Source organism: Paraburkholderia sp. TE9906 (genome assembly GCF_056279605.1).
Map to the genome: position 1 here is coordinate 25,491 of NZ_JBWCCT010000023.1, position 26,168 is coordinate 51,658.

Here is a 26,168-nt window from a genome sequence, read left to right on the forward strand (position 1 = left end):
ACTCACTCGTTGCTCAGCGCGGCATGCCCTTGACTTAGACCGGACAATGCGAAAATGGACGGTATCTGACGAGTGGGGACCTACAGTCGAATGATTGAATATGTAAGCGACGAGCTGCTCGCTGCGCTGTTCCCGGCCGATGCGGGCGGCCCCGGAGTGTTGCGCATCGCCGGGCCGCTTCAGGTGGACGCGACGATCGAAGCGAGCGGTATCGACTTTGACGGCACGCGGCACCTGGTGTTTTTTGCCGACGTGACGACCTACGCGGGACATGACGAGCAGTTTGTGCGGGAGACCGCCGCCGCGTGGAATCGAGGCTTCGTGCCGGCGCCGGCGTCACGGCTGGTCAAGTTCTTCCGCGCCGAGGCAGACCGTGAGACTATGTTTTATCCGGACGATTGGCCGCTGCCGGACCGGCCATGATCTGGCAGTTCAGTGAAGCTTTCGGGCTTGCCCTCGTTGCGCACGCCGACGCATACCCGGCGACGTCGCAGTACTTCTACATGCCACAGACGGGCAAGCTGGACGCGCTATATAATAGGTTGGCTAGGAAATTCGAGCGTGGCGCGATGGGAGCAACTTTCCGCTGCGTGACCCGGCCCGCATCAGACGAAGGAGGTTTTTATGGCTTTGAACGCATCTAGCAAGCTTCGCCCGAAGGTGATTGCGCTGCAAAAGCGCGGGGTTGCTGTGCTCCTTCAGCGTACGGAGGCTGCGGCCGAGAGCGGCGCACTTGCGGGGAAGAACGCCCGCGAGACCTATCGCGCGACGGTGCGAGTCCGGACGCGGCGTACTGCGGACTCGGAACCGTAACGGGTCGACGCTCGTGTTCTGCTAAACAATGCGCCACCGGAAGGTGGCGTTTTTGTTTTGTGTCGTCGAAATGCCAGGTTTTGGAATGAAACAAGAATATTCTACGAGGTGCAGGTGGCTGCAAAACGAGGGTCGGCCGGGATTCGTGAATACCCGAAGCTTCAGATATTCACGATTACCCACACCGGCAGATTAGGCGAAGTGACGGCCAGGGAGCCCTTTGAAGCAAGAAACCCCAGCCGTTGCGGTGCGCATAATCAGAGGGTTTCGAGGAACGCCATGACCTTGTCAGTTGCGTGGAAACGTGGCGTACGCTGGCCGGCAGGTCGCAGGCGGCCTAACGCTTCCTCCTTGTGCGCAAGATTGGCCTCCATGTAGATGTGCGTCGTGTCGATGCTTTCATGACCGAGCCACAATGCGATGACACTGATGTCGACCCCAGCCTGTAACAGATGGGTCGCCGTCGCGTGCCGTATGACGTGAGGCGAGATATGCTTTTGGGAGAGACTCGGACAGGTATGCACCGCGCCGGCGATCGCCTTCTTCAGGATGCAGTCGATGCCATTGCGTGTCAGTTCCTCGCCGCGGTAGTTTGTGAACAGAAGCGTCGTCGGCGCAGCCTCCCGCTCGCGCATCCATTTCCTGATAGCATCGGCTGTCCTGGTCCAGAGTGGCACGGTTCGCTCCTTCCTCCCTTTGCCGTGGAGTTGCACGAAACTGCTACGAACGCCGAGTTCGACCTGGCTGCACGCCATTGTTGTAATCTCGGGAACACGCGCACCGGTGTTATACATCGTCAGCAGCATCGCGTGGTCACGTCGTCCGCTCGACGTCGAGAGGTCGGGGGCCCCGAGAATCGCTTGAATTTCGGGTCGCGATAACGCGCAGATCAAACGATGATCAGTGCGTTGGTCGGGATGGCCAGCACGGAAGTGGAAAGTCCGGCAAACTCAGGCTTGGATATGGCGACCCAACGGAAGAACGAGTGGACGGCCGCCAGTCTGGCGTTGCGAGATCGCACTGTGTTATTGCGCTCCACCTCAAGACTGTCGAGAAAGAGCTAAAGTCGAAAGTGGTGTACGGGGGAATTGAGGCGGGGGATTGAAGGCGGTGGAGGTTTCGGCTGAGAATCTGATTGTCGAAGTCGGAAACCAGCAAACAACAAACCATCCACCATGAGCAAGTTTACGGAAAAAGAAGTCCTGGGTCTATCGGAAGTCGGTCTGGGCCTGGACGATCTGGTGCGCCAGGGCGCGCGGCAGGTGATCCAGCAGGCAATTGAAGCAGAGCTGTCGGCGCTGCTGGAGCGATTCGAGAACGTCAAGACCTTGCACGGCCAACGTGCCGTGGTGCGCAACGGCTATTTGCCGGAGCGCGAAGTGTTGACGGCAGCCGGCCCCATTCCGGTAAAGGTCCCGAAGGTTCGCGATCGATCAGGATCAGGCGTGAAATTCAATTCATTGATTGTGCCGCAGGGGGACGCATGGCTCGAAGGCATCGAGATTCCGGCGCGGGAGCCGCACCACACCGTGGCAGTGACGCGCGTGGCATGACATGTTCCACCCCAGCCCGAGCTTGTAAACGTGGCTCGAGTTGGGCATCATGATGCACATGCCACCCACCGCCGTCACTGTCGCGGATCTTCCCGTCGAGCCCGATGCGCTGCAAGCATTCGCGCTGGAACAGAACCGACTTGCACGGGTGTTGTGGGAGCAGCTGGAAATCCTCCAGCATCAGATTGCACAGCTGAACCGGGCGCGCTTCGGCGTGAGTTCCGAGCGCCTGGCCGGCCAGGCCGAACTGTTTGATGCCGCCGCGGAAATCCCGGTGCCGCCCGTGGCCGACGCAGTACCTGTGGAGGGCCACACTCGCAAAGGGCGTCCTGCTTTGCCGAAGGACCTGCCACGCACACGCATCGAATACGATCTCAGCGATGAGCAGAAGATAGCTTTCGATACGCTCGACCGGATCGGCGAAGAACGCAGCGAGACACTCCATTACGAGCCGTCCAGGCTCACCGTCATTGAACACATCCGCTTCAAATACGTGGCGAAGAAGGATGGCGAGTCGACCATCGTGACTGCAAGCGCGCAGCCGTCGCCGCTACCGAAGAGCAATGCCAGCGCGAGCCTGCTCGCCAATGTGCTGGTCAACACCTATGTCGATCATCTGCCGTTGAATCGTCAGGAAATGCGCTACGCGCGCCGTGGCGTGTACTTGCCTCGAGCCACGCTGTGCGAATGGAAGCTGGCATCGGCCGAGCTACTATCGGTACTGCTGCCCGGGTTGCGCGCTCACCAGTTGAAGGCGCCGCGAATGCACGTGGACGACACAACACTGCCTTTGCTCGAGCGAGGCCACCCGTCAACGCGTACAGCGCGATTATGGGGCTACCTTGGCGCGGGCCAGTGTTGGGCTCATTGCCGCCGACGGTTCTTCGAGATTGCCAAGGCTCAGAAGGACCCAGGGCTCGCGGCTCACGCGCTGCAGTGGATCGCCCGGCTGTATGCGATTGAATCGCGAGTCAAAGACCAAACGCCAGACATCAAGCTTGCGGTCCGGCAGGCAGAGACGTTGCCCGTGCTTGCGCAGTTTCGTCGGTGGTTAGATGCAAACGTCATCGGTTTGCTCCCACGAGCGCCGCTGGCCAAGGCCTTCGGTTATACGCTGCGACACTGGGAGGCGCTCTTCCGATATACGGAGAACGGTGTCCTGTTGCCTGACAACAATGCGCTTGAGCGGCAGATCAGGCCGATTGCCCTCGGAAGGTCGTACTGGATGTTTGCGGCATCTCCTCGCGGCGCCCGTGCAGCTGCAACGATGTACTCACTCATCGGTACGGCTCGCCTGAACGGTGTCGAACCCTACGCGTGGCTTGAGCGAACGCTCGAACAATTGCCGTCGTATCCCGTCAATCGCGTGCACGAATTGCTGCCGCTCGCCCGCTAAAACACCTCTGCACATGGACATTCCAGACTCGCTTCGCCAGGCGCCTAGCGCCGAGCTCTATCGCCTCTATCTTGCGATCGGAAAAATGCTTGACGATCCCCGCCGCATTCTCGAAATACGTCAACGCCTCCATCTGGGGATGGCAGTCAACTACATTGGCGACAACCCGCTTGGTCCGCCGGCACAAGGCACGATTGTTGAACTCCGGCAAACCCAGGCGGTGGTTCAGGACAGCGCGACGCGACGCCGGTGGGGCGTGCTCTATGCGGCGATCATCATCCCGCAAACTTCAACTGGTCAGCCTCACGTCGAACCGGCACCGCCGTCGAGAACACAGCGCGAAGAGTTCTTCATCGGCGACACAGTCGGCTTCACCGACAAGCACCTGAGCGAACGCGTCGGCATCATCGTTCGGCTGAATGCGAAGACGGCCTCGATTGCCGTCAATGACACCGATGGTCACTGGCGTGTTTCCTACGCCTTACTGCGAAAAATCGTCGACATCTAGCCGCGGAGAACTACGCCGACGGGTTCCGCTGACGGATACCTTGCTCATCGGCGCAGTGAACGACCGCCCCGAGCCCGCAGCAAGCCCCGCGCAGTATGTGCCGACGGGCCCAATCAGTTGTTCAGCTGGGATATTACTTACCTGCCAACGACAGTTCGCGGGCAGTATTTCTATCTCTATCTGTTCATGGACGTGTTCAGTCGAATGGTCGTCGGCTGGCAGGTCTACGCCGAAGAGAGCAGCGCCCAGGCCAGCGAGCTTCTGAAGGATCTATGTGCGCGTGAAGCGATCAAACCGGGCCAGGTGATTTTGCATTCGGATAACGGCGGCCCAATGAAGGGGGTCACGATGCTCGCCACCCTGCAGGCTCTGGGTGTCATGCCGTCATTGAGTCGACCGGGCGTGAGCAACGACAACCCGTTCTCGGAATCGTTGTTCAAAACACTGAAGTATCGGCCGGCCTATCCTCTGCAGGCGTTCGACACCCTATTTGCCGCGCGCGCCTGGGTCACCGGGTTGGTGCGCTGGTATAACCACGAACATCGTCACAGCGCGATCCGTTTCGTCACGCCTGCCCAACGGCACGCCAACCTCGACCAGCAGATCCTCGATCGCCGCGCGACGCTCTACGAGGCGGCAAAGCAGCGTAACCCGCTCCGATGGAAAGGCCCCACGCGAAACTGGAAGCGCGTACACACGGTCCATCTGAATCCCGATCAGACAGACAACTTCGAACCCATCAAACGCGACCACCGACAGGAGCAAAAAGCCGCCTGAATTTAATCGTTGAGGCGACATCTAGCTTGAAAATTTCCGGTTACCATCGCCTGGTATGTGAATCCGAAATCAGTAGCTCAAACCCGCCAGTTCTCTCCGGAGCCCGGCGGGTTTTTCTTTGCCTGTGGGGCGCGAGCTACATATGGCGGTGGAGTCGCTCAACCGTTCAGTTGCGATTCGACGTTCAGGACGATCCGTGCGACCGGGTTGTTGTCTGCGGATTGCGGCGCGAACTTGATCTGGGCGAAGGTGACGATACCGAGAGCGACGACCAGGAGTGCTCCAGACGCGGCGATGCGGGTAAGGTATTTCACAGGGACCTCATTTTGATGATGTAGACAGAAACTGGACGTAGCTGACAGGCGTGTCGACTCAACTTCAGCGGCATCTCGGTCCGCAACCCGGCAACGCTCGACGCGGTCGTCGGATCGCGCTTGCCGATCGGACGAATTTTGTGCAATGCAATATAACACAACTATCAGATCGCATTTACCGATCACACGGGCTTGTGCAGTGCACTATAAATGGTTTATCCGTATGCCCAGTGCGACATCCCGTCGCGAGCGGATGCTTAATTGCTTGAGCATTTCGTGTATGAAAGACTTCTTCAGGCACGTGACGTGCCGTCATGCCATGTGGGCGATTCTCGCAGGCAGGGACGATGTCGAGGAGGCCGCCTCGGCAGTCTCCCCGCTGAAGCCTGCTAGTTGAAGATGGGTTTGCGGACAGTATCAATTGCGCTATGATTGGGTATCAACTGATACTTTAGTCGGGAGTCGCATGTCACTGATTACGCCTGAGGCAGTGGCCGCAGTCATGGAACTGCGGCAGGTCCCGCACACGCTCGCGGAACTCGAAGCACTTGTCCGCGACGGACTGCCCAAGTCCGCGCTGCGCGCGGGCGTCGAACATGCGACGCAGGGCGCTGATGCCCGGCGTGCGCTACTTGCCCGCATCATCCCCGAAGCAACTTATAAGCGGCGTCGCGATCGGCTGACGCCAGACGAATCGGAAAAGACTGAGCGGCTGGCCAGGATTGTCGCGACGACGGCCTATGTCTGGAACGACGAAGACGACGCGCGGGAATTCCTGTCGACGCCGCACCCGGAGCTCGAAGGGCGGGCGCCACTCGATGTTGCGCTGACCGAGCTCGGCGCGCGCCGGGTCGAAGAACTGCTCTGGAAACTGTTTTACGGGTTGCCGGCGTGAAGTTGTTTCGGATCGCCGACACTCGACATACGGTCTGGAGCGGCACCGGCGCGATGCTGGTGGGCGGCCGCTTCAATAGCCCGGGACGACCGGTCATCTACGCCGCGTCGACCTTCGCCGGTGCGATGCTGGAGGTTCTTGTTCATGCGCGCATCGGCAAGGTACCGAAGACACACGGATGGGTTGAAGCAGCGGTTCCCGACGATATTCGCGTCGAACTCCATTCGGCCGGATCGTTGCCAAGGGGATGGGATGCGCCAGCACTGCAGGCGGCAAGGGAGTTCGGCGACGCCTGGCTGACCGAGTCGCGTACCGCACTTCTGATGGTACCTTCTGTCGTCGTCCGTGCAGAGTTCAACGTGCTGGTCAATCCCGCACACCCCGACGCGACGCGGATTGTTGTGACCGAGCCGCAACCCGTGGTGTGGGACGAACGCCTCTTTGTGATGCCGACGGTCGGACACTCCTAGATTACGATGGTGGTCGGCTGGCCTCGCCTCGACGCTTTGCTCCTCAACGGAAATGACTGGGACGTGGCTTCCGGTTTAGCTCGCAATCGCTACTCGCAATGGCCAGTGCAGCGTCTTCTTGTATTCTCCATGTCTGTTTGCCAAAGCCGACACGACTGTCAGTTTCCGTTAATTGCCTTTACTATTTGACATAAGATAAACCGTTGTGCCCCCGATTTGCTGAAGTTGCGCGGCTTGCGCGGGTGAGGGTGTCACAAAATTTATGACAACCGCGAAGACAAGCGCCGCGCTAAGTCCCGCCATCTTCGGTGTAAAAATTTCCCATAACGATTTTTGGCCTGATTTTTCCGCTCGATCAATGTCTGCCGCGATGATTATGGGAAGCGGATTGTCTAGGTCGAGTTCGCTGGCGAGTCGGAGACATGTCTCGTTATCCATGACACGCTTTCCGGTCCGGTAATGGCTGGCAACCGAGTGCGACCATCCCATGTAGTCGCACAGAGCCTTGTCGTTCTTGAGGCCCTTCTTTGCGATGACTGCATCTAGATATTTCACGCTCTTCATATACGTTCCCCTTGACATCTACAGACCGTAGGATATTCTACGGACTGTAGATTTTCTACGGTCTGTAGATGTTCCGCAGTCTATCAGCATGTACAAAAAGGTAAACCCTGCCGCAGTCGGGGAGTTGTAAGCCACTAACGGGGGTTAGCTGTGCCTGCATACGAAGTCCACGCTTTCACTCAATGCGCCCATACGCGCATTGCCAAAATCGAAGTCTCTGCGCCGGATGCCGACTCCGCACGCGGGAAGGCGCGAACGGAACTTGTCCGTCAGGGCCGTCAACCCGATTTCCTAACGCTGGTGCCGATTGAAGTTGGTGCGCCCGCGAATCCTTTCCGCTGTTAATCCACGATGACCAAATGTGCGTCCGATCACGTCACGCCCGATCTGTTCAACGGTCGGGTGAGTGAGCCGGTCCGCTTGGTTGCGTGCGAAGTGCGGCGCCGTGATTTCCGTTTAGTGCCGGTTGAGGTTGTAGAGGAGTTGTGCGCATGGTGCGGTGTTGACCGTGCGGGTGGTTGTGGTGCGTGTAGTGACCTGAAGCAAGCTGAGCGTTAAGCCTTGCCGGTGGATCCGGCGTTCAAACATACTGAATCGACTACGCGTAGTAGTCCTAATTGGAGTGCATAAGATGGCTAGCGAAAAAATCCGCGTTCTGAAGATCGATAACGAAAAGATCACCAGCAAAAAAACGGGACAGGTGCGCGATATGCGCGTGCTTCATTGCTTCGTTGAGTCGAGCTATGAAAACGAGTCGGGCGAGCTGGTCGATGGCTCGTTCGTCGCGAAAACGTCGCTCTTTGACGACAAGATTCAGATCGAGGTAGGCGCTGAATACCTCGTGCAGTATCGGCTTGGTGAGGGCTATGGGCAGGACGCGGGCCGCATGGTGCCGCGCATTGTGTCGTGGACTCCTGCGAACAAGCCCAAGCCGGTGCCAAAGCCGGGTGCGGGCGTCGGTGCGGCTGCGTCGTGATTACGCCCGGTTGCGGCTGTCAGGCATGCGCCTATTACGCGGGCATGCGTCGGCGGCTGCTGTTGAGTTTGCGCGATGGTCGCCGCGATGGTGCGCGCGATTGTCTTTCGGGCCTCGGTGGCCTGTTGGGGTGTGGTGATGGAACGGCTTTCGTCGTACGCGGTTGATCCGGTGTCGGCGCAGCTGATGTTGCTGAACCTGCTGTTGTCCGTGAACTTGATCTGCAAGGGGGTGGCGTACGTGACACGTACCGTGTTCCGTCGCGATCCGCCGTCGAAGTCGATTCGCTCGAAAGTGGCCCGCTCGGGCGAATCCTAATCATCGGGCCGCGAGGAAGACCAAAATGAAAATGCTTAAGAAGTTGTTTGTTGTCGCTGCTGGTGTTGCCGCCTCGAGCGGCGCGTTTGCGCAGGCGTCGGGTGTGGATGTGACCAGCACGGTGACCTCGATCAGTGGTGTTACCACGTCGATTGAAGCGATTGGCGGGGCGGTACTGGCGGTGGTGGTCGTGGCGTGGGGTTACCGCGTCGTGAAGGGCTTCATCGGTCGTTGATCGACGGGGGAGCGGCGATTAAAGGCGTCTGGGAAACCGGACGCCTTTTTTTCTGGCGAGGGCCTTTATGGCGGTGTCTGCAATTGTTTGTGGTCCTGATGGTGTGAGCGGCGTCACGTATGCGCAGGCGAACGGTCAGGAGGTGAGCTGCGGCACGGATTCGACAGGTGCGACGTTGTATTTGCAGGTTTCGACGTTGAGCAGCGATCAGCCGGTGTCCGGTGGCGAAATTGCCGGGTTGCAGATTGGCGGTGCGGTGCTTGGCGTGTTGGCGGCGGCTTGGTGCGTGCGTGCGATACGCGATTTCTTGAACTCAGCAGGGGAGCTATAGCGATGACCTGGTATTACGAGTGTGTGGCGATTGTGGTGGCCACGTGTTGGCTGGCCGGTGCGATTTTGTTTGTGTGACGGGGGGGTGTCCGGTGTCTCTTAAAAAGGTTCTTTGCGTGGCGCTGGCGCTGTCGGTGTGTGGTCGGGCTGAGGCGACGCAACTGACGTTCGATTCGAACGGAAAAATCATCGGGTCTGTGCCGGATGCGTATGCGAGCTATGGCAAGCCGCAGGAGGAGGCATCGGGGCTGCTTTATAAAAAGATGGCTTCTATGGGTTTTGAGCCTTCGTCTGTGGAGGCGACGAGCACGATTCAGGCGGTGGAGTCGGTCGGCGTTGGTGCTGCGACCGGTGCGCGAGCGGGTGTCGGTGGTGGGTGGCTCGGGATTATCGCGGGTGCTGTGATTGGTGCCGTGGTGAATGCTGCGATAGGGCTGGGGCTTGATAAGTTGGTGTCGTGGCTGTTCGGCTCGGGCGATAGCGTGACGGCAACGATGGCGAGCGCTCCGCCGTCTGGTGATTATGTGTACTTTGCGGACTCGCGTATTTGGCCGGAGAACTGTAGCAAGACGGTGGAGAAGGACTATTTGACGGATGTGGACGCGGCTAACGCGGAGATTGCAGCGGTCGGCAGCAATGGGTCTCCGGTTGAGTGTTATGGCGTTGAACCGTCGAAGGCGACCAACTGGATTCTTGATAGTTGTAATGGCCAGGGTGTGTGTACGGCGCACGCCACGAGCCCGGTGAGTGGTAGCACGCTCACTACGACCTTTACGTTTGCGCAAGGTTATGGGATTGCGCCGAATCTTCAGGTTACTTCTGCTACGCCGGTGGTGTCAGATTTTGCGACCGCTGCGGTCAACGTGCCGGATTCTGAGAAGGCGCAGCCGATTAATCCCGAGTTGATGGCGGATGCGGTGAATGGGCTTTGGCAGACGGCGGCGCAGCAGGCCGGTTATCAGGGGGTGCCGTATGACCCGGCGAATCCGATCACGGCGCAGGATGCGACCGACTGGCAGAACGCCAATCCTGCCTATACGGGGACGGTTGGCGATGGTTTGGGGACCGGGACGGGTTCGGGTACGCAGGGGCAGAGCGGATCGGGTGTTTCGGTCGGGGCGCTGCCGATTAGTGGTCAGCCGGGTGGGACCGATACGACGCCTGGTGTGAATACGGGCACAGGCACAGGGACTGGCACAGGCACAGGCACAGGGACAGGGACAGGGACCGGCACAGGCACAGGGACCGGCACAGGGACCGGCACAGGCACAGGTACGGATACGGGTGGGGCGAGTGGGACGACTGCGACGAGTGATCCGTGTGCGATTGATCCGAATGCGTCGGCGTGTGCTCCGTTGGGGACGGCGCCTGCTGCTCCTCCAATTCCGACCAGTTCGGTCGATGTGTCTATGTCGCCTTGGAACGTTGGGGCGGCTGATGGTTCGTGCCCGGTGCCGGTGACGTTTGAGGTGTTTGGTTCTCAGTATTCGATTTCGTTTGATCCGCTCTGTTCGCTTGCGCGGAGCATCCGGCCGCTGATTCTGGCGCTGTGTGCGCTGGCTGCGGCGTTCATCGTGGGTACGGGGGTGATGGCATGAAGGTATTCGTGGTGTGTGGCGTGGTGATGGCTGCGTTTTTTCTCTATGTGTTCGTGTCGATGGCTCATGAGTATGAGCGCATGAATGATGCTGTTGGCCAGATGGCGGCGAGGTATGCGCGATGACATGGGCGACGTGGCTGCTTGCGCTGGTGCAGCCGCTGATCGTCAATGCGTTGATTGCGTTGGGGGTTGGTGTGCTCACGGTGACGGGGATTGATCTGGCAGTGAATCAGACGTTGGCGTGGTTGCAATCTTCAGTCGGCGGGCTTCCGGCTGACCTTGCGAGCCTGTTGGCGATTGGCGGGGTTTTTCAGGGCTTCGGCTATATCGGCGGGGCGATCAGTGCACGTGTGGCGATGGCGGGCGCGTCGAGCATGAAGAAGTTTTTTATCAAGTAAGGCGGCGCTATGGCTATCACGTTGGTGACGGGGGTGCCGGGTAGTGGCAAGACGTTGTGGGCGGTTGCGTCGCTGGTGAAGGAAATCAAGGCGGGGCGTCGGGTTGTTGCGAACGGCATCAGGGGACTGGCGATCGATCACGAGCTGTGGGACGACGACATGGTGCGTGAGTGGCACAAGCACTGCCAGCCCAATGATGTGATCGTGGTTGACGAGGTGCAGCGCATCTGGCCTCCGGTGTCGGTTTCGGTGAAGGCGAGCGAGGATATCGAGAAGTTGCATGTGCATCGTCATTTCGGCGTGGACATCATCGTTATCACGCAGCATCCCAACCGGATGAATAAGACGATTCGTGATCTGGTGGGGCGTCATGTCCATGTGAGGCGGTTGTTCGGTGGTCGTCGCGCGATGATCTACGAGTGGGACAGCGCGCATAACCCGAATAGCGGTTTGCGTGATGCGGTTAAGCATGTGTGGTGGTATCCGAAAAAGGTTTTTGAGCTGTACACGAGCGCGGAGCTGCATACGAAACCGAAGGCGGTCGTTCCTAAGGCGCTGTTCATCCTGCCGGTTGCGTTGATCGTGGCTGGGGTGATGGCGTGGAAGGGTTTTAAAGGCGTTTCGGGCGGCTTTGGTTCGCATGGTCAGGAGAGGGCCGCTGAAGCGCCTGTCGCGGCTTCTGGTGCGTCTAGTGGGGCGGTGGTGCCGAAGGGTGAGGCGTCGAAGAAGTGGCGTGTGGCGGGTCGGTATGCGGTGGACGGACGCGGGTATGTGCTGCTGGCTGATACGCAGGGGCATTTTCGGCGTGAGGGTTCGGAGGACTTTAAGGGCGAGACGCTTGGGGTGACCGGTACGGTCGATGGTGAGCGGGTTGCTGTGTGGACCGGCTGGGCTGGTGGGGCAGCTGGTGGGACAGCGGGTAACGATAAGAAAGCGGTTGGGGAAGGCAAATGATGCGGGTTATCGGGGCGGTGTGTGGGGTGCTGTTTTCGTGGTCGGTGTTTGCAGCTGAGTCGGTGTCGCCGGTTCCGACGCTGCCGCCGTTGCCGTCAGCGTCCGGGGTGAGCGTGCCGGTGCCGGCTGAGGAGTTGCCTTCGGTGGCGCTTAAGCCGTTGCCTCGTGTGAGGGGAGGGGCGTTCGATCTGCGGTTCGTGAATGTGGGCCAGCTCGTGGATCTGCTCTATGGCGATGCGTTGCATGTGCCGCACGTGATCAGCTCGGATGTGCTGGACGATACGCGGCTGGTGTCGTTCCAGTACGACGGTAAGTCGGGCGATCTGCGTTCGTTTGTGAAGGTGTTTTTGGATGCGGAGGGGTTCAAGGTCGACACGCGGGATGGGGTGGATTTCGTGTCGAAGAAGCCTCAGGAGGAACAGAAGCTGCCGGAGCATGAAACGCTTGTGTATCACCCGCGTTTTCGCACGGCGGCTTATCTGGCGCAGGAGGTGCAGCCGCTGTTTTCCGGGCGTATGACGGCGTCGGCGCGTCCGGTTGGTGGTGTGGTGCCTTCCGATGTGGCGGCGGCTCCTGTGGGCGCGTCTGGTCTGTTGGCTGCGGTGCCTTTGCCTTTGCCGGTGCCGCCGCGTTCGGGCGTGTCGGTGGCCGATGACCTGGTGTTTAGTGGGACGGCGGCGGAGATTCGGGACGTGAAACGGCTGTTGCCGGAGCTGGACCGGGCCGCTGGTGAGGTGGTGGTGCGTGGCTGGGTGTACGAGGTGAGTACGGAGAATGACCAGAACTCGGCGTTCTCGATCGCGGCCAAGGTGCTCAACGGCATTGGTGGCCAGGTGGCTTTTTCGAACGGGCCAACAGATCAGGATTCGACGGCGCTGCGTTTCACGAGTAATTACCTCAATGTCGCGATCTCGGCGTTGAACGCTGATACGCGCTTTAAGCAGGTCAGCGATCCGCATGCGCGTGTGCTGTCGGGGTCGAGCGTGCGGCTTAACGTGGGTTCGCAGGTGCCGACGCTGGGGAGCATCAGCTATCAGGGGACGAGCGGTACACCGGTTCAGTCGGTCGAGTATCAGGACGCGGGTCTTATTTTTGATGTGCAGCCTACGGTAATGGCCGATGCGATACAGGTGCAGCTGCAGGAGCAGATGTCGAGCTTCGTGGCGACTACGACCGGCGTGAACAATTCGCCGACGAAGAACACGCGGCAGATGACGACGACTGTGAGCATGAAAGATGGCGAGGTCATCGTGATTGGTGGGCTGGTGCAGGACACCGATTCGTCGACGCATAACAGCGTCGGCTGGTTGCCGCATTTCCTCGATGGTCACGGCGCGTCGAAGGGGCGCACTGAGGTCTTGCTGGTGTTGCAGGTGCAGAAGGTCTGAGCGTCTAGCGTCAGGAGTGCCCGACAGGTTCCCGGAGCCGCTGGTACGTCTGCGGCGCGTCTGCGGAGTCGTGGCGGTTGTCGCGCGGCTCAGCGCGGCGGTCGGGCCGAGTAGCGGGTATCGGCAGGATGGTATGTCGTGAGGCTGGTGCGGTTATCGAGCCCGCCCCTCACTGCAAAGCCGCTTTTTCCGGGGCTGGTGTAACGGTGACATGTGAATCGCGCGGTACGCGCCGGTCGCCGGCGAGCCGGGAGGCCGCAGCGGCCGGCGCGCGAAGCGCGCCTAAACTTGTACCTCTAACACTTAACGGAAATGGTTAGTGCAGGGGTATGGGAGTCGGGAATGGTAGGGCTGTAGAAAAAGAAAAACCCGGCAATCGTTGGAGCGATTCCGGGCGGTGACCAACATCGGATAACAGGATATCCAACGTGAGTGAAGCCATTGTAGGACACGATTTGCCGACGTACCAGGCATTGCTTAATGAATGGGGTTCGTCGGCGCTGCTGAATCAGGCGCGTATCGATGGTCGCGAGACACGAGAAACGCAGGAATGGTCGCCGTTTAGCGACGAATTTATCGTGCGCACGCGCCGCTTCGATGACGGACAGCAGGAAGTCGTGGCGTTCAGTACGCGGGTGCAGCGCCAGCTTCAGGAGCTTCGGCTGCGGCCTCGGGCAGTGCGTGGCAAACGTGATGCCGGGAAAGGTGAGGATGGACAGAATGCGTCCACCAGGGCGGATAAGGCGTTGCGTACCTCTGTTGAGCGGTCGAAACGGATGATCCGGCAGCGTTGCAAGGCGATCCGGGCAGACCGGATGCTGACGTTATCGACGCGAGCGAATGAGACACGTATCGAGGTATGGGCGAAGTGGTGGGACGCCTTCCGGCGTCGGTTGAACCAGTTGCAGGACTTTCATTACGTGGCGGTGCTTGAACGTCAGAAGCGTGGCGCGTGGCATATCCACGTGGCGGTAAGTGGTCGGCAGAACTGGAAGCTGCTGCGCTCGATCTGGCTCTCCGTGATTGCAAAGCATGGCACGGACGGCGCTGTGAACGACAGTGTTGAAGGCTTCAAAAAGTGGTGCGTGTTCCGCAAGATTGGCGGCAAGGGGCGCGCTATGCGTCACCTGATTGCGACATATATCGCGAAGTACGTCGGCAAGGGCGCCGGGGACGTTGGTTTTAACAAAAAGCGCTACTGGACGAGCCGGGGCATTGTGCTGCCTGAGCTGACGACCTATGCGCACCTGGGGGCGGATTCGAGCCGGGGTGAGGCGGTGGCGGCGGCATATGAATGCGTCGAGACCAACGGGGCGGACTTTGGTAATGCGCAGCTGTTCTGGAATCGAGGTATCGGGGTGTTCTGGATGGCGACGGGGAACGTTCTTTAAGTCCTGTCGGCATTTAGCAAGCAATGTAACAAATTATCACAGTTTTAACTGCTCACTTAATAAGCGAGCGATATTCGCCCTTTTGTCGGCGAGGTGCTTATGCATGGGGTGACGTTGATTTTGGTGGTAGTCGCTGTGGGGGGTCTGATTGCCGCGTCAAGCGGCGGAAAGGCGAAGTGGCCACCGTCGGCGGGATCGTTGGTGTATGTTCGGCGCAATTTGATGACCGCAAGGGAGCTTGAATTTTTTCGGTTGCTGTGCACAGCGTTGCCAGACGCGACGATCCATTCGCAGGTCGCGATGGCTGCGCTTGTGGACGTTAAAGGGGGCAACCGGTCTTCGCGTAATGCATTTGACCGAAAGATTTTCGATTATGTGGTTTGTCGTCCAGATGGATCGGTGTTGTACGTGGTTGAGTTAGACGATAGGAGTCATAGCGGTGATGCTAGCCGCAGGCGTGATGCGGTTAAGGATGAGATCGCTAAGTCGGCGGGGCTGCGCCTTGTGCGATATCAAAGTGTACGGACTGACCCTCAGGTGCTGAAACGGGATTTCGATGCAATGCAGGCCCTTGCAGCATCTTTGGGCGGCGCCTAGCTGCGTGAGACCGAATATGGTGCAGCTAGAACTGTGGGAACGCGATAGCTTGTCGGTGAGCGATCTGTCTACGATCGTGCGGGAGGTGCGCAACCTGTACTGGCATATCAGGGTTTCGCGACGCGGCGTTCATGACGCGCGCCGTCGTCGTGTTTATCGTAAGATTGCTGTGCAAAAAAAACGCCTGCTCGAAGCAGGCGTCACGAAGCGCGAGATTCTGGATTTGCTAGCTTGTTGCCGGTCGAAGCGATGCGTTGGCAAGGGCTGTTTTGATTGCCCGGAGCGCACGACGGAGGCTCGCCATCCAATTTGACATAAGATAAATTATCAACCAAAATCGTGTAGAGGCTAAGTTGTAATGTCCGCTTTTAGCCAAGTTCAAATGTCCGCTTCGAGGCGGCATAAGCTTACCCGGCGTCGATCCTCCGGCGCCGGAGGCTGGGATGGCTGCGACGGACAGGATCACCATGACGATGCGTGAGCTGGACAGGTTCAAGGTCATTCAGGCCGTGGCGGACGATCTGCTCAAACCGTGGCGCGCTGCACAGCGGCTCGGCCTGACGACGCGACAGATACGACGGCTGGTCGCGCGCCTGCGTGGAGATGGCCCGGCGGGTCTGGTGTCCGGCCGATGCGCGAAGCCGAGCAACAACCGGCTCGATGCCGGCACCGCGGCTCGCGCGCTGGCGATCATTCGCGAGCGCTATGCCGATTTTGGCCCGACGCTGGCGTGCGAGAAGCTGCGTGAATGCCATGGGCTGCGGCTGGCCAAGGAAACCGTCAGACGACTCATGACCGATGCCGGCCTGTGGATTCCGAGGCGTCAGCGGCCGCCGAAGATCCATCAGTTGCGCAGTCGTCGGGCCTGCGTGGGCGAGCTGGTGCAGATCGACGGCAGCGATCACCGGTGGTTCGAGGAACGGGCGCCGGCGTGCACGCTGCTGGTGTACGTCGACGACGCGACCAGCCGGCTGATGGCGCTGCACTTCACGGCCACCGAGTCGACCTTCAGTTACTTCGAGGCGACACGCGGGTATCTCAGGCAGCATGGCAAACCGGTGGCGTTCTACAGCGACAAGGCCACTGTGTTCCGCTCGGCGCAGACGTCGACGACGGCCGGCAAGGGATTTACGCAGTTTGGGCGGGCCCTGTACGAGCTTAATATCGAGTCATGGTGTGCGAACAGCAGCCAGGCCAAGGGGCGGGTTGAACGGGCGAATCTGACCTTGCAGGACCGGCTCGTGAAGGAACTGCGGCTGCGTGGGATCGATACACATGAAGCCGCGAACGACTATGCGCCCCACTTCGTGGCCGACTACAACACGCGCTTTGGCAAGCCACCGAAGAGCGCTTTTAATGCACACCGGTCACTGCGCGACGACGAGGATCTCGACCTGATCCTGACGCACCGGGCAACACGCTGCGTGTCGAACACGCTGACCGTCCAGTATGACCGGGTGATCTATCTGCTCGAAGACACGGCCGCGAACCGTGGCCGGATCCATCACTACATCGACGTCTATGAATATCCGGACGGCCGCATCGAGATCCGTGCGGACGGCAGCACTCTGCCCTGCTCCCGCTATGACCGGCTCTCGGAGATTGATCAGGGGGCGGTCATCGAGAACAAGCGTCTGGGGCACGCGCTCAGGGTTGCCCAGCAGGTGCAGGCCGAGCGCGATAACCGGCGCGCGGCAGGCTCGCCATCGCGCACCAATCGGGGTGACGAAGTTCGACCCAGGGTCCGTCCCACCGGGACGCGCAAGCAACGCGAACTCACCGTGGGCGACCTGAACGAGATCGTGATGGGAACCGCCGGCGAACGGGCAGGCTCGGTGCTTAAAACCCCTTCCAGATAGAGATATTTAACCACTCGGAAGCGGACATCTGAACTTGGCCAGAACCCGGACATCTGAAACTGGCCTCGACAATCGCGGTTGTAATTTATATGAAAGATACGAACTCACTTCGCAAAACGCTACAGAAAGCCGCTCCCACCGGGCGGCTTTTTTGTCTGTCGCGCACACTGCGCAAGCCACAGCGAGACCAGCATGAGCACACGCAAACCCAAAATACTGACGCGCTACAACGCCGCGTCCCCCAGTGAATTCCTGCACTACGCACGAAGCCTCCCGATGCGCCACCTGTGCCGGACGCTCGGACGACATGAACGCACGGTCAAGGACTGGATGAGCGGCAAGACCGTGATTCCGCCCTGGGCGGTCGCCGTGCTACGCCTGCACGCGCTCGAATATGAATTGATGCGTGACCAGATGGGTTTCAGCGCCCTCGAGCGTGAGGCGGAACGTTGCGCACCGCAACCCGTCATCAAACCACGCCCAGCGGCAAATGACACTCTGTTTGCCCATCAGCTGACGCTCGATATCAGGGCAATGTAGGCGTTGCCGCGAGCTTGGGATCATGGGTACGGGCAAACCGCCGCCGCATGGCAACCACCTGGCCCGAAACGCCCTAATTCGTCCGATGTTCGCGGCTATGCCAAACCCGCGTAACGATCACGTCACCATCGTCCAGAATCGCGTACCGCAGGACGTAGGCGCTGCGGCCGAACGGCGCGAACCATTCGCGGAACTCGGCCCGAGGGACGCCAATCGTTGGGTTTTCCGCAACCCGGTCAGCCGCTTCAAGAATCACCGAAGCGGCATGTCGTGCAGCGGCAGGACTGTTTGGAGCAAGGAAGTCATAGAGACGCGCCACATCATCCAGCGCGTCGGGATGCCAGATTAACGCGGGCATTCAGTGCGCTTCCCATCGGCCAGATCAGACAGCCACGCCCGCGCCCGTTCGTGCGCAACCCCCGGCGTTCCCGACAAAAACGAATCGAGCCGCGAGCGGTCTATTTCAAGCGACAACGCGTCAGCAAACACGGCGGCCACGTATTCATCCACCGACTGCCCAGACCGATGCGCTGCAGTCACCACAGCCACCTCAAGCTCATCCGGCAACGCCACAGTAAGCATCACAACCCCCAAGTATCTAACCAGATTCTATTGTAGCCGCAGACCCATCCACGACAGCCCCGCTGAACACGGCCTAATTAGAAACACTATTCCCAAGGCGGGCTCGATATTGTTGCACGAGCACTCGCATCCTCAGGCTTGGTGACATACGCGGCCGCACCGCGCATAACTTTAAGCCGGCTACTGATCCCACGAGCCCACGGCCGAAAAGTCGGATCGAGATAAGCGGCCTCTCCTGCGAGCCCCATCAATTTCTCGGTCAACGCAAGGCGATCAATCGGATTCTCCGCAGACGCAATCGCCGCTTCGATTCGACGCCCCTTAAGTCGGCGCTCGTGCGGCACGCTCACAACTCCATCCGTTACCACGACACCCGTAATGATGCTCGCCTGCCCCGGACTGTAGAAGCGTGTTTTCCGCTCCTTGATGCAGTGCCCATGCCTTCGAGCGATGCGGCCGATCGCGCACGCCAAACCACGTCGCACAGCAGATCCCGAAAAAGTAATATCGTCCACGTAGCACGTGAACGTCAAAGAACCCTCAACTGCAATCGCCGCCATTTCATCGAACATTGGACGATTGCAATGAAACGAAAGAAGCGGGCTGACTGAACTTCCCGTTGCCAGTACCCCGCGCCACGTTAACAATTTGGCTATGAGCCTTGAAACGTCGGGCGCACACAGAAGGACCTCACGAAAAAAATTAAAAACCCGTGACTCTCCCGTCGATTGGTAGAAGTCCTGTACATCCATTGTGAGAATAGAAGCGCCGACTTTGGCATGCTGAAGGGCGTTTGTTCGATACGAAACGCCCTTCACCGCTGAATGCAGATACTCAGGCACCTCGACATGCTTGAGTAGTCTAGCTACGCGCTCATGGACAGCTTTCAGAGCCGGTTTAGGTTCCTGAATCTCGCGCGGCTTCCGACCACGCAACGCAAATGGATCCAAATCGTCCTTCTGAAAACTCTTGTAGTTGTCACTCCGACAAGCTAGCGCCTGTAACTTGTCCAACGGAATTTCCAAAGTCTCCGATAGCTTCGTCGGAGAGCCGACGCGATATAGACGGCACTGGGTAACATCATATCGATAACTACGACCCTTTCTTACGTACTTCTTCGGTGCGCCGGGCATTCTTGTTCTCCACCCATTGAAGCAGCGAAATCACCTGGCTCGCAGCAACCTTGCGAAGCCTGTCCGTTGGTCGCGGATCACCTAGATTCTCCGCAAAGAAGAGCAACGACGAAACCGGAATATCAAACGCGGCCGAATACTTTTGCAATAACTCTAACGTTGGCTGTTTCTTGCCCGACTCAACTTCCGATACATACGAATTGGACACACCCAAGTCCGAGCACAACTGAGATTGAGAAAGGTCATGATAAACACGAACCAATCGAAGCGCCTCGCCTAACATGGCAGTACTCCCAAAGAGCGAGTGAAAATAAGGGGGTAAGTCCGTTATGAATGTCCTCCCAGCTTAAGCAGGTCGGCAATAAGCTTGTCAACCGCGCTAAAAAGGTGGTGCAGCAATGCGCCAAACCGTAGAAGAAACCGGATTAGCACAATCCACTTAGAGAACCCCACATCGGACGGACACTGTTCTGCAGCTTGTTTAAGCTTTTGCATACACTTTCTCCCAAGGATGACCGCCACTACAACGTTGTTCGCACGACGCGTTCAACAGTGACAGCCTCTCGCACACCTTCGGAAAGCAAAAGCACGGAGTGAACAGCGCCTTGTCCCCCACCTACCTCACCGAGTTCCGCTCTCGCGGAACTCGCCTATCCCCTTCCGTGGCGAAACCACAAGAGGGGGCAAACATTAGGAAGTTACCTTCCCACAGGGCTTCCGCCCCAACAACACGAGATTACGTCTCCGCTAACTGCTGAACACAGCATATGCCTGCCGTCGATGAAAGTCAAAATTATTTTCGCTGGTAGCGAAAATAATTCCAGATAGGTTGCCGCTAAATTTCTCGAGTAGAGAGCCAAAAGCACCCCAGTTCCTGACGCCAGAACGTCTGACACCGGTCGAGCGTGGCTCCGACGCGCTTTGCCGCCGCGAACGCGATCTTGAGCGCTTCGGCAGGATCGTCCGACAGGATATGTTCGATGGGCATACGCTCCGGCACGACCACGCCGCGACTGGTCCAGTAGCGCTTTTCGTTCATCGCGTGTTCCGAAAAGCCCTTCGTGATGTACTTCGCCAGATAGCCCGCAAGCTTGTGCCGCAGGCCTTTTTCCTTGAACGGATTACGGACGTGCACATTGCCGTTATCGAAGCCGACGATGTTATGCCAGATCGAACGCAGGACACGGTAGGAGCTAGCGTCAAGAGTGGTGTATGGGCTGCTTGATGATCGGCGATTTCAAGCGGCGAGTTTCTGCTGAACCGGTCGATCGTCCTGCACCGGTTCGCCGTCCCTGAAGGCAATGCCTTCCAGCAACAGCTTGATCTTTTCAGGCCCGTTGACGCGGCGCCAGGTTTTCTCGGCTTCCTCGATCAGCTTGAATGCCAGACCAAGGAAGGTCGGTCGTGACACGCAGTTGCGCGTACGCGTCGTTCGATGGCGCACGGTCGCGAACGTCGACTCGATCGCATTCGTCGTCCGCAAATGCTGCCAGTGCTCGGCCGGAAAGTCGTAGAAGGCCAGCAGGCTCTCCCGGTCCTTCTTCAACGTTTCTGTCGCCTTCGGATATTTTGCCGCGTAGACCGTCACGAAACGATCAAACGCGGCATACGCGTCGGCGCGCGTGGCGGCCATCCAGATCGCCTGCAGATCTGCTTTGGCTTTGCCTTGCTGTGACTTCGGTAGCGCATTGAGCACGTTGCCCATCTTGTGAAACTTAGGCCGATATCGGCCTAAGTTTCATTATGCCGACCTCCGGATTATGCCGGCGTGCAGCCGCAATGCGGCGGTGCTGGCGGGGAACGCGCTGTAGGCATTGGCATAATCAGAGCGATTCCAGGAAGGTGAGAAGTGGATCGGAGGGACGATACCGGCCCGGGTTCGCGTTCGGCATTCGGGCCCGGGCGAGAGCTTGCTCCTTGATGCCTAGATGTGCATGAAGGTAGATGGTAGTGGTGTCGACATGTTCATGGCCTAGCCATAGAGCGATTACCGTGGGATCGACTCCCGCTTCGAGAAGCCGCATTGCAGCCGTATGTCGAAGCACATGGAAAGTGACGTTCTTGTTTGCCAAAGTGGCACACGCAGCGGATGCTTTAGCTGCATGGAGAGTGATACGGCGCTCAATCGCGTCTCGACTGAGAGGTGTACCGGTGCGCGTTGGGAACAACCGCGCAGCTGGATTGGCCTCACACTCGGCAAGCCATACGCGCAGCACCTTAACCACAGGGACGGTCAAGGGTGTGATGCGATCCTTTCGGCCCTTACCCTGACAGGCGACATGTGCGCCAGCGCCGAGGTGAACGTCAGTCCATAGCAGGCCGATCACCTCTGAGATTCGCAAACCGGTTTGCACCGCGACCAGTAGCATCGCGTAGTCACGTCGTCCTGACCATAAGGTGCGATCGGGTGCCGCAAGCAACGCTTGCACTTCAACTTCGGTAAGGAAGGTAACGATCGCACGCTCAAAGCGCTTGGGAAGTATCGCCAGCACCCGAGCGATGGTGGCTGCGTGTTCGGGGTGACGTAATGCCGCGTAGCGAAACAGTGAGTGGATGGCGGCGAGCCGAGCGTTACGAGTACGCACGCTGTTTTTACGATCCCGTTCGAGGTGGTCCAGGAAGGCGCAGACAAGCGAAATGTCGAAATCGGTAAAATCAAGTGCCGACGGTGATTTGCCTGTTCGCTTTGCGCAGAAACCAAGCAACAATCGCCACGTATCGCGATACGCCGCAACGGTGCATGGGCTCGCGTGACGCTCCCGGATGAGCCGATCAGTGAAGAATGCTTGCAGAGTAATGGCAAGTTCAGTCATGTTTGCTCTCCGTGCAGATGCTCCAGACGCTCGGCTGCCTTAGCGAGTAGCTCCGGAGCTGCCGACAGATACCAATAGGTCGATGCCGGGCTTACGTGCCCGAGATAAGTTGAAAGCAGCGTGAGGCGTTGCTGCGTGTTCGAACCATCCCGGTAGGCCTCGAGCATCGTGTTAACGGCGAACGCATGACGCATGTCATGAATACGGGGGCGACAATGAGTGGTGCGCGACACCAGACCTGCTTGGCGGGCGACTCGCTGGAAGGTCCACTGAACGTTGCAGTACAGGAGCCGGTTGCCCGTCGGAGATATGAACAGTGCCGAGGTTCCCTCGGCGCTGGCCATTCGGTTGCGGCGGGCGAGATAACGCTTCAACGACGCGACCGTTGTTGGGTGCAAGGGAATTTCTCGCATCTTATTGAACTTCGCACGTCTGATGATCAGTGTGCCGTTGCGCGCATCGAAGTCTTGCAGATCGAGGTTGATCGCCTCACCCACTCGCATCCCGGTCACGGCAAGCAATCCGATCAAGCTCTGGTAAGTTGCTACTCGTAGCGGTGAGCTGAGCGCGCTGGCGGCCTTGATTAGCGCGATGATCTCTTCCTCACGATACAGATACGGGCAGGCTCGGTGCGGCCGCCAAGGCAATAAGTCAGATGGTGGAACCTCGATGGAAGGATTGGTGGCTTGCAGATACTTAGTGAATCCACGAACGGCCGATAGACGATAGGCCCACCAGTTGTTGCTGCCGTCGTTTGGTTGGCACGCCCACGTTAAAGCGTGTTGAATGGTGATCGCCGGTGCTCCTGTGGTCAGGAAAAAATCAATGAATTGCTTCAGCAGCTTCTCCGACCGCCGCAGCTTGTAGCCCAGCGAGCGGCGCAAATTCAAATACTCAGCCAGAGCACAATGTAATTCGCTCATGCCGCACCTCCCGGCCACGGACGGGCGAGCAGGCGCAACCCCTCCCGGTCGACCTTCGCGTAGATTGACGTGGTCATCAGGCGCCGATGACGCAACACCTGGGCGACCTCGGGAAGTGCAACACCCGAGCGAACCATCTGGGTTGCAAGTGTATGACGCAGTCGATGGGCGCTCATGTGAGGGAGGCCCGCGCGTGAAGCCGCGGCGGCCACCGCTTCTGTGACACCTGCGGATGAGAGCGCACGGTGAGGAGCGCGTGTACGCACGAACACAGTACGGCCTTGTGCGGTATCGGGGCGGCCACGTCGCAGATACGATGCCAATGCCTGGCCTACATCCGCAGGCAAAGGAAGGCGTTCGATGCGCTGACCTTTACCTCTCACCACGAGTTCACCCGCGCGCCAGTCGATGTCGTCAAGTTTGAGCATACGCACCTCTCCGGCACGCAAGCCCAGACGCGCGAGCAGCATCAGCATAGCGAAATCGCGTTGTCCGTGATGAGTGCGCCGATCGCAAGCCGCCAGCAAGCGTTGCACGTCGCGTCTCTCCAGTGCGCATGGCAGCCCCGCAAGGCGCCAGCCGGCGACCGACGGAACTGCTGTGTCAAGCGGCTGCGCGATAAAACCTTCGATATGCAAGTAGATGAGCAAAGAGCGCAGTGCCGTTACTGTTATCTTCGCTGTGCCGGTTGAGCGACCGCGGCTAGCAGAGAGCACAAATTGGATCAGGTGCTGCGGTCGCAAGCACTTCCAATCGAGTTCGCCATCGACGACTCTGGTCACGGCAAAGGCACGAGCTACGTCGACATATCCGCGAGCGCTGGTCGCGACAAGCCCGCGCACATCGACAAGGTATTTGCGATAGCGCTCCAGCATTGATTCGCTGGGACTTAACACCGCGTGCGCGCTTGCCACCGCGATCCCAACGTTACTGAGGTAGCTGACCAGCGGCGCCAGTGCTTTGGATGACAGCCACAACGTGTAGCCCTGCGCGCGCCGTGCATTCAGGAATTCGTCCAGGACCGGAGCGGTGAGCGTCGTCGCGTCTTGTCGCCTGGAAGCAAGCCACCGGCTCAGATGCGCAAGAAGCTGCAGTTGATTTGCAGCGGCATTGGGCCGGTAACCTTGTTTGCTCAACTCCGCAGCGAAGCCGTCTGCGAACGAGGCGAGCGGTCCGGTGATACGGACACGAGATGGATTTGACATGAGTTGTCTCCTTCTCCGAGTTGTGGAAAAGGAAGCATCGCTCAGTCACCGAGATTATGCCGATGCCTACAGCGCGTTCCCCGCCAGCACCGCCGCATTGCGGCTGCACGCCGGCATAATCCGGAGGTCGGCATAATGAAACCAGCAGCGCTGGCCGCGAGTTGCAGGAAACACTTCCTCCAGTGCGGCCCAGAATCCCATTGCGCCATCTCCGACGGCCAGCAGCGGACCACCCTGCAAGCCACGCGATTTCAGATCGAGCAGCAGCTCCTGCCAGGACGCCTTCGACTCGCGATACCCATCGCCGATTGCTACGCGCTCCTTGCGCCCATCCGGCCTCACGCCGATAATCACCAGCAGGCACTGGCCGTCTGAGTTCTCACTGCGCAGGCCGGTATGAATGCCGTCGACCCACCAATACACATAGCGCGACTTCGACAGATCACGCCGGCTCCAGCTGGCATGCTCGTCGGCCCATTGCGCCTTCAGACGACTCACCACGTTCGCCGACAAACCCTTGGCGTCCTCGCCCAGCAGCACGCTCAGTGCTTCGCTCATGTCGCCCGTCGAAATGCCCTTCAGATACAGCCACGGCAGTGCGGCGCTCACGCGCGGTGACCTCCTCACGTACGGTGGCACAATCGATGAATTGAACTTCACGCCCGATCCCGATCGATCACGAACCTTCGGCACCTTCACTGGAATCGGTCCGGCCGCCGTCAACACTTCGCGCTCCGGCAAATAGCCGTTGCGCACCACGGCACGCTGGCCGTGCAATGTCTTGACGTTCTCGAACCGCTCCAGCAGCGCCGACAGCTCCGCCTCGATTGCCTGCTGGATCACCTGCCGGGCTCCGTGCCGGACCAGTTCGTCCAGACCCAGACCGACTTCCGATAGACCGACGACTTCTTTTTCCGTAAACTTGCTTATGGTGGATGGTTTGTTGTTCGCTGGTTTCCGACTTCGACAATCAGATTCTCAGCCGAAACCTCCACCGCCTTCAATCCCCCGCCTCAATCCCCCCCGTACACCACTTCCGACTTTAGCTCTCGCCAAGGCAGCAGGGATTTCCGAAGCACTTCTCTACAAGCACTTCTCGGGAAAGGAAGCGCTGTATGCCGAGCTCGAAAGCCATTGCGTCGACGCGAACGCGTTCGGCGGCCCACTCTTTGACGGAGCAACGCCGTCAACGGCAACGTTGGTGATGGGCGTCGCCGTGCTGGTACAGGCCGTCTTCCCGGGCATCGGCGCGCGGCAGGTTCATGAGAACACCAAGCGTCTTGTCACGTCGAGCCTGCTCGATGACGGTCGATTGGCGAAGGCGTTCCTGGACCGCCATGTAAAGCCGTGGATCGGCGTTTTTGAAAGGTCTCTTCGAGCCGCGCGGGCAGCCGGCGATGTCGAAGACGGTGTGCGCACCACCAAAACCGACATCTGGTTTGTCCATCACCTCTCGAACACGCTGCACTTGATCAGCCTGCCTGACGTCGGCGTGATCGATTACGACATGCCCCAGGAAGAACTGGTCGAATGCGCCTTCCGACTTCTGCTGCGAGGCCTCGGACTGAAGAACGCTGCCATAGATCGCTATTACGACCCGCAGGCAATCAGAAACATCCTTTGACCCATCACACGG

The 26,168-nt window shown here is 59.1% G+C and carries 30 protein-coding genes and 5 pseudogenes; 23 read left to right on the forward strand and 12 right to left on the reverse strand.

The annotated features are described in order from the left end of the window. Positions 1–72: 72 nt before the first annotated feature. Both ACZ9H4_RS35180 and ACZ9H4_RS35185 read left to right on the forward strand, forming a co-directional pair. Positions 73–423, forward strand: a complete 351-nt coding sequence (locus ACZ9H4_RS35180) for a hypothetical protein (RefSeq protein ID WP_476122722.1) — start codon at positions 73–75, stop codon at positions 421–423. Continuing rightward, entirely contained in the window at positions 420–644 is a 225-nt protein-coding gene (locus tag ACZ9H4_RS35185; protein ID WP_476122724.1) for a hypothetical protein, read from the forward strand. The genes ACZ9H4_RS35180 and ACZ9H4_RS35185 overlap by 4 nt, the downstream gene beginning before the upstream one ends. Positions 645–1,070: 426 nt before the next feature. Here ACZ9H4_RS35185 and ACZ9H4_RS35190 read toward each other — a convergent pair whose 3' ends face one another. Then, on the reverse strand, positions 1,071–1,706 hold the full coding sequence (locus ACZ9H4_RS35190; RefSeq protein ID WP_476122726.1) for a tyrosine-type recombinase/integrase: 636 nt from the start codon (positions 1,704–1,706) through the stop codon (positions 1,071–1,073). A gap of 282 nt (positions 1,707–1,988) precedes the next feature. Between ACZ9H4_RS35190 and ACZ9H4_RS35195 the strand changes: the two are divergent. The 4 genes and pseudogenes from ACZ9H4_RS35195 to ACZ9H4_RS35210 form a co-directional block, all read left to right on the forward strand. Further along, a pseudogene (locus ACZ9H4_RS35195) lies at positions 1,989–2,285 on the forward strand (transposase); the annotation flags it as partial. A 130-nt stretch (positions 2,286–2,415) separates the two neighbouring features. Next, on the forward strand, positions 2,416–3,762 hold the full coding sequence (tnpC, locus tag ACZ9H4_RS35200; RefSeq protein WP_476122728.1) for an IS66 family transposase: 1,347 nt from the start codon (positions 2,416–2,418) through the stop codon (positions 3,760–3,762). Positions 3,763–3,775: 13 nt separating this feature from the next. Then, positions 3,776–4,270: a hypothetical protein gene (locus ACZ9H4_RS35205; protein ID WP_171914148.1), complete on the forward strand. Its 495-nt coding sequence runs from the start codon at positions 3,776–3,778 to the stop codon at positions 4,268–4,270. 39 nt (positions 4,271–4,309) lie between these two features. Beyond that, positions 4,310–5,047, forward strand: a pseudogene (locus tag ACZ9H4_RS35210) (transposase); the annotation flags it as partial. Positions 5,048–5,205: 158 nt separating this feature from the next. Here ACZ9H4_RS35210 and ACZ9H4_RS35215 read toward each other — a convergent pair. After that, entirely contained in the window at positions 5,206–5,361 is a 156-nt protein-coding gene (locus ACZ9H4_RS35215; protein WP_153141799.1) for a hypothetical protein, read from the reverse strand. A 466-nt stretch (positions 5,362–5,827) separates the two neighbouring features. Between ACZ9H4_RS35215 and ACZ9H4_RS35220 the strand changes: the two genes are divergently transcribed. Then, the gene (locus ACZ9H4_RS35220; RefSeq protein WP_408150592.1) at positions 5,828–6,256 is read left to right on the forward strand and encodes an antitoxin Xre/MbcA/ParS toxin-binding domain-containing protein; all 429 of its coding nucleotides are present in this window, start codon (positions 5,828–5,830) and stop codon (positions 6,254–6,256) included. Further along, positions 6,253–6,726 (forward strand): RES family NAD+ phosphorylase, encoded by a 474-nt coding sequence (locus ACZ9H4_RS35225; RefSeq protein WP_408158060.1) that lies wholly within the window; start codon positions 6,253–6,255, stop codon positions 6,724–6,726. The genes ACZ9H4_RS35220 and ACZ9H4_RS35225 overlap by 4 nt, the downstream gene beginning before the upstream one ends. A gap of 168 nt (positions 6,727–6,894) precedes the next feature. On the opposite strand, the gene ACZ9H4_RS35230 is transcribed toward ACZ9H4_RS35225, so the two are convergent. Then, positions 6,895–7,290 carry a Cro/Cl family transcriptional regulator gene (locus ACZ9H4_RS35230; RefSeq protein WP_476122732.1) on the reverse strand — a complete coding sequence of 132 codons (396 nt, stop codon included), beginning with the start codon at positions 7,288–7,290 and terminating at the stop codon, positions 6,895–6,897. Positions 7,291–7,921: 631 nt separating this feature from the next. Here ACZ9H4_RS35230 and ACZ9H4_RS35235 point away from each other — a divergent pair. From ACZ9H4_RS35235 to ACZ9H4_RS35300, 14 genes are all read left to right on the forward strand, one after another. Continuing rightward, the gene (locus ACZ9H4_RS35235) at positions 7,922–8,266 is read left to right on the forward strand and encodes a hypothetical protein (protein ID WP_476122734.1); all 345 of its coding nucleotides are present in this window, start codon (positions 7,922–7,924) and stop codon (positions 8,264–8,266) included. A 75-nt stretch (positions 8,267–8,341) separates the two neighbouring features. Beyond that, a complete protein-coding gene (locus ACZ9H4_RS35240; RefSeq protein WP_476122736.1) occupies positions 8,342–8,584 on the forward strand; it encodes a hypothetical protein in 243 nt (80 codons plus the stop codon). 25 nt (positions 8,585–8,609) lie between these two features. Then, positions 8,610–8,819, forward strand: a complete 210-nt coding sequence (locus tag ACZ9H4_RS35245) for a major capsid protein (protein WP_476122738.1) — start codon at positions 8,610–8,612, stop codon at positions 8,817–8,819. A gap of 67 nt (positions 8,820–8,886) precedes the next feature. Further along, a complete protein-coding gene (locus ACZ9H4_RS35250; RefSeq protein WP_476122740.1) occupies positions 8,887–9,150 on the forward strand; it encodes a hypothetical protein in 264 nt (87 codons plus the stop codon). Between the two features lie 115 nt (positions 9,151–9,265). Further along, positions 9,266–10,747 carry a virulence factor TspB C-terminal domain-related protein gene (locus tag ACZ9H4_RS35255; RefSeq protein ID WP_476122742.1) on the forward strand — a complete coding sequence of 494 codons (1,482 nt, stop codon included), beginning with the start codon at positions 9,266–9,268 and terminating at the stop codon, positions 10,745–10,747. Continuing rightward, positions 10,744–10,872, forward strand: coding sequence for a hypothetical protein (locus ACZ9H4_RS35260; protein ID WP_476122744.1), 129 nt, complete (start codon positions 10,744–10,746; stop codon positions 10,870–10,872). Before ACZ9H4_RS35255 ends, ACZ9H4_RS35260 begins: the two co-directional genes overlap by 4 nt. Next, a complete protein-coding gene (locus ACZ9H4_RS35265) occupies positions 10,869–11,147 on the forward strand; it encodes a DUF2523 family protein (protein ID WP_476122746.1) in 279 nt (92 codons plus the stop codon). The genes ACZ9H4_RS35260 and ACZ9H4_RS35265 overlap by 4 nt, the downstream gene beginning before the upstream one ends. Positions 11,148–11,156: 9 nt before the next feature. Further along, the gene (locus ACZ9H4_RS35270; protein WP_476122747.1) at positions 11,157–12,101 is read left to right on the forward strand and encodes a zonular occludens toxin domain-containing protein; all 945 of its coding nucleotides are present in this window, start codon (positions 11,157–11,159) and stop codon (positions 12,099–12,101) included. Further along, positions 12,098–13,489, forward strand: coding sequence for a type II secretion system protein GspD (locus tag ACZ9H4_RS35275; protein WP_476122749.1), 1,392 nt, complete (start codon positions 12,098–12,100; stop codon positions 13,487–13,489). The genes ACZ9H4_RS35270 and ACZ9H4_RS35275 overlap by 4 nt, the downstream gene beginning before the upstream one ends. A 428-nt stretch (positions 13,490–13,917) precedes the next feature. Beyond that, positions 13,918–14,880: a rolling circle replication-associated protein gene (locus ACZ9H4_RS35280; protein ID WP_476122751.1), complete on the forward strand. Its 963-nt coding sequence runs from the start codon at positions 13,918–13,920 to the stop codon at positions 14,878–14,880. A gap of 222 nt (positions 14,881–15,102) precedes the next feature. Beyond that, entirely contained in the window at positions 15,103–15,477 is a 375-nt protein-coding gene (locus ACZ9H4_RS35285; RefSeq protein ID WP_476122753.1) for a DUF2726 domain-containing protein, read from the forward strand. Positions 15,478–15,493: 16 nt separating this feature from the next. Beyond that, positions 15,494–15,790 carry a hypothetical protein gene (locus ACZ9H4_RS35290; protein ID WP_476122755.1) on the forward strand — a complete coding sequence of 99 codons (297 nt, stop codon included), beginning with the start codon at positions 15,494–15,496 and terminating at the stop codon, positions 15,788–15,790. Positions 15,791–15,920: 130 nt separating this feature from the next. Further along, entirely contained in the window at positions 15,921–17,336 is a 1,416-nt protein-coding gene (locus ACZ9H4_RS35295; protein ID WP_476122757.1) for an ISNCY family transposase, read from the forward strand. Between the two features lie 192 nt (positions 17,337–17,528). Beyond that, a complete protein-coding gene (locus ACZ9H4_RS35300; RefSeq protein ID WP_476122759.1) occupies positions 17,529–17,876 on the forward strand; it encodes a hypothetical protein in 348 nt (115 codons plus the stop codon). A gap of 73 nt (positions 17,877–17,949) precedes the next feature. Here the strand turns inward: ACZ9H4_RS35300 and ACZ9H4_RS35305 are convergent, their stop codons facing one another. The 9 genes and pseudogenes from ACZ9H4_RS35305 to ACZ9H4_RS35345 form a co-directional block, all read right to left on the reverse strand. Then, positions 17,950–18,234: a type II toxin-antitoxin system RelE/ParE family toxin gene (locus ACZ9H4_RS35305; protein ID WP_476122761.1), complete on the reverse strand. Its 285-nt coding sequence runs from the start codon at positions 18,232–18,234 to the stop codon at positions 17,950–17,952. Positions 18,235–18,544: 310 nt separating this feature from the next. Then, positions 18,545–19,471 carry a reverse transcriptase family protein gene (locus ACZ9H4_RS35310; protein WP_476122764.1) on the reverse strand — a complete coding sequence of 309 codons (927 nt, stop codon included), beginning with the start codon at positions 19,469–19,471 and terminating at the stop codon, positions 18,545–18,547. A gap of 79 nt (positions 19,472–19,550) precedes the next feature. After that, positions 19,551–19,874, reverse strand: a complete 324-nt coding sequence (locus ACZ9H4_RS35315) for a helix-turn-helix transcriptional regulator (RefSeq protein WP_476122766.1) — start codon at positions 19,872–19,874, stop codon at positions 19,551–19,553. 552 nt (positions 19,875–20,426) lie between these two features. Next, a pseudogene (locus ACZ9H4_RS35320) lies at positions 20,427–20,783 on the reverse strand (rolling circle replication-associated protein); the annotation flags it as partial. A 45-nt stretch (positions 20,784–20,828) separates the two neighbouring features. After that, positions 20,829–21,302 (reverse strand): annotated as a pseudogene (locus ACZ9H4_RS35325) (transposase); the annotation flags it as partial. Positions 21,303–21,414: 112 nt separating this feature from the next. Continuing rightward, the gene (locus ACZ9H4_RS35330) at positions 21,415–22,404 is read right to left on the reverse strand and encodes a tyrosine-type recombinase/integrase (protein WP_007179155.1); all 990 of its coding nucleotides are present in this window, start codon (positions 22,402–22,404) and stop codon (positions 21,415–21,417) included. After that, positions 22,401–23,327 (reverse strand): tyrosine-type recombinase/integrase, encoded by a 927-nt coding sequence (locus ACZ9H4_RS35335; RefSeq protein WP_476122768.1) that lies wholly within the window; start codon positions 23,325–23,327, stop codon positions 22,401–22,403. Before ACZ9H4_RS35335 ends, ACZ9H4_RS35330 begins: the two co-directional genes overlap by 4 nt. Next, positions 23,324–24,532 carry a site-specific integrase gene (locus tag ACZ9H4_RS35340; RefSeq protein ID WP_007179153.1) on the reverse strand — a complete coding sequence of 403 codons (1,209 nt, stop codon included), beginning with the start codon at positions 24,530–24,532 and terminating at the stop codon, positions 23,324–23,326. The genes ACZ9H4_RS35335 and ACZ9H4_RS35340 overlap by 4 nt, the downstream gene beginning before the upstream one ends. A 135-nt stretch (positions 24,533–24,667) precedes the next feature. Further along, positions 24,668–25,462 (reverse strand): annotated as a pseudogene (locus tag ACZ9H4_RS35345) (IS256 family transposase); the annotation flags it as partial. On the opposite strand from ACZ9H4_RS35345, the gene ACZ9H4_RS35350 reads away from it, so the two are divergent. Beyond that, on the forward strand, positions 25,461–26,156 hold the full coding sequence (locus ACZ9H4_RS35350; RefSeq protein WP_476122771.1) for a TetR family transcriptional regulator: 696 nt from the start codon (positions 25,461–25,463) through the stop codon (positions 26,154–26,156). The pseudogene ACZ9H4_RS35345 and the gene ACZ9H4_RS35350 sit on opposite strands and share 2 nt — an antisense overlap. Positions 26,157–26,168: the final 12 nt, after the last annotated feature.

Excerpts from the sequence above, each read along its gene's own strand:
- tnpC (WP_476122728.1), top strand. The coding sequence starts at position 2,416 with ATGATGCACATGCCACCCACCGCCGTCACTGTCGCGGATCTTCCCGTC.
- ACZ9H4_RS35260 (WP_476122744.1), top strand. The coding sequence starts at position 10,744 with ATGAAGGTATTCGTGGTGTGTGGCGTGGTGATGGCTGCGTTTTTTCTC.
- ACZ9H4_RS35305 (WP_476122761.1), bottom strand. The coding sequence starts at position 18,234 with ATGCCCGCGTTAATCTGGCATCCCGACGCGCTGGATGATGTGGCGCGT.
- ACZ9H4_RS35205 (WP_171914148.1), top strand. The coding sequence starts at position 3,776 with ATGGACATTCCAGACTCGCTTCGCCAGGCGCCTAGCGCCGAGCTCTAT.
- ACZ9H4_RS35240 (WP_476122736.1), top strand. The coding sequence starts at position 8,342 with ATGGTCGCCGCGATGGTGCGCGCGATTGTCTTTCGGGCCTCGGTGGCC.
- ACZ9H4_RS35350 (WP_476122771.1), top strand. The coding sequence starts at position 25,461 with ATGGTGGATGGTTTGTTGTTCGCTGGTTTCCGACTTCGACAATCAGAT.
- ACZ9H4_RS35220 (WP_408150592.1), top strand. The coding sequence starts at position 5,828 with ATGTCACTGATTACGCCTGAGGCAGTGGCCGCAGTCATGGAACTGCGG.
- ACZ9H4_RS35230 (WP_476122732.1), bottom strand. The coding sequence starts at position 7,290 with ATGAAGAGCGTGAAATATCTAGATGCAGTCATCGCAAAGAAGGGCCTC.
- ACZ9H4_RS35185 (WP_476122724.1), top strand. The coding sequence starts at position 420 with ATGATCTGGCAGTTCAGTGAAGCTTTCGGGCTTGCCCTCGTTGCGCAC.
- ACZ9H4_RS35250 (WP_476122740.1), top strand. The coding sequence starts at position 8,887 with ATGGCGGTGTCTGCAATTGTTTGTGGTCCTGATGGTGTGAGCGGCGTC.
- ACZ9H4_RS35235 (WP_476122734.1), top strand. The coding sequence starts at position 7,922 with ATGGCTAGCGAAAAAATCCGCGTTCTGAAGATCGATAACGAAAAGATC.
- ACZ9H4_RS35275 (WP_476122749.1), top strand. The coding sequence starts at position 12,098 with ATGATGCGGGTTATCGGGGCGGTGTGTGGGGTGCTGTTTTCGTGGTCG.
- ACZ9H4_RS35315 (WP_476122766.1), bottom strand. The coding sequence starts at position 19,874 with ATGTTAGGCGAGGCGCTTCGATTGGTTCGTGTTTATCATGACCTTTCT.
- ACZ9H4_RS35300 (WP_476122759.1), top strand. The coding sequence starts at position 17,529 with ATGAGCACACGCAAACCCAAAATACTGACGCGCTACAACGCCGCGTCC.
- ACZ9H4_RS35335 (WP_476122768.1), bottom strand. The coding sequence starts at position 23,327 with ATGAGCGAATTACATTGTGCTCTGGCTGAGTATTTGAATTTGCGCCGC.
- ACZ9H4_RS35265 (WP_476122746.1), top strand. The coding sequence starts at position 10,869 with ATGACATGGGCGACGTGGCTGCTTGCGCTGGTGCAGCCGCTGATCGTC.
- ACZ9H4_RS35245 (WP_476122738.1), top strand. The coding sequence starts at position 8,610 with ATGAAAATGCTTAAGAAGTTGTTTGTTGTCGCTGCTGGTGTTGCCGCC.
- ACZ9H4_RS35270 (WP_476122747.1), top strand. The coding sequence starts at position 11,157 with ATGGCTATCACGTTGGTGACGGGGGTGCCGGGTAGTGGCAAGACGTTG.
- ACZ9H4_RS35295 (WP_476122757.1), top strand. The coding sequence starts at position 15,921 with ATGGCTGCGACGGACAGGATCACCATGACGATGCGTGAGCTGGACAGG.
- ACZ9H4_RS35285 (WP_476122753.1), top strand. The coding sequence starts at position 15,103 with ATGACCGCAAGGGAGCTTGAATTTTTTCGGTTGCTGTGCACAGCGTTG.
- ACZ9H4_RS35340 (WP_007179153.1), bottom strand. The coding sequence starts at position 24,532 with ATGTCAAATCCATCTCGTGTCCGTATCACCGGACCGCTCGCCTCGTTC.
- ACZ9H4_RS35330 (WP_007179155.1), bottom strand. The coding sequence starts at position 22,404 with ATGACTGAACTTGCCATTACTCTGCAAGCATTCTTCACTGATCGGCTC.
- ACZ9H4_RS35290 (WP_476122755.1), top strand. The coding sequence starts at position 15,494 with ATGGTGCAGCTAGAACTGTGGGAACGCGATAGCTTGTCGGTGAGCGAT.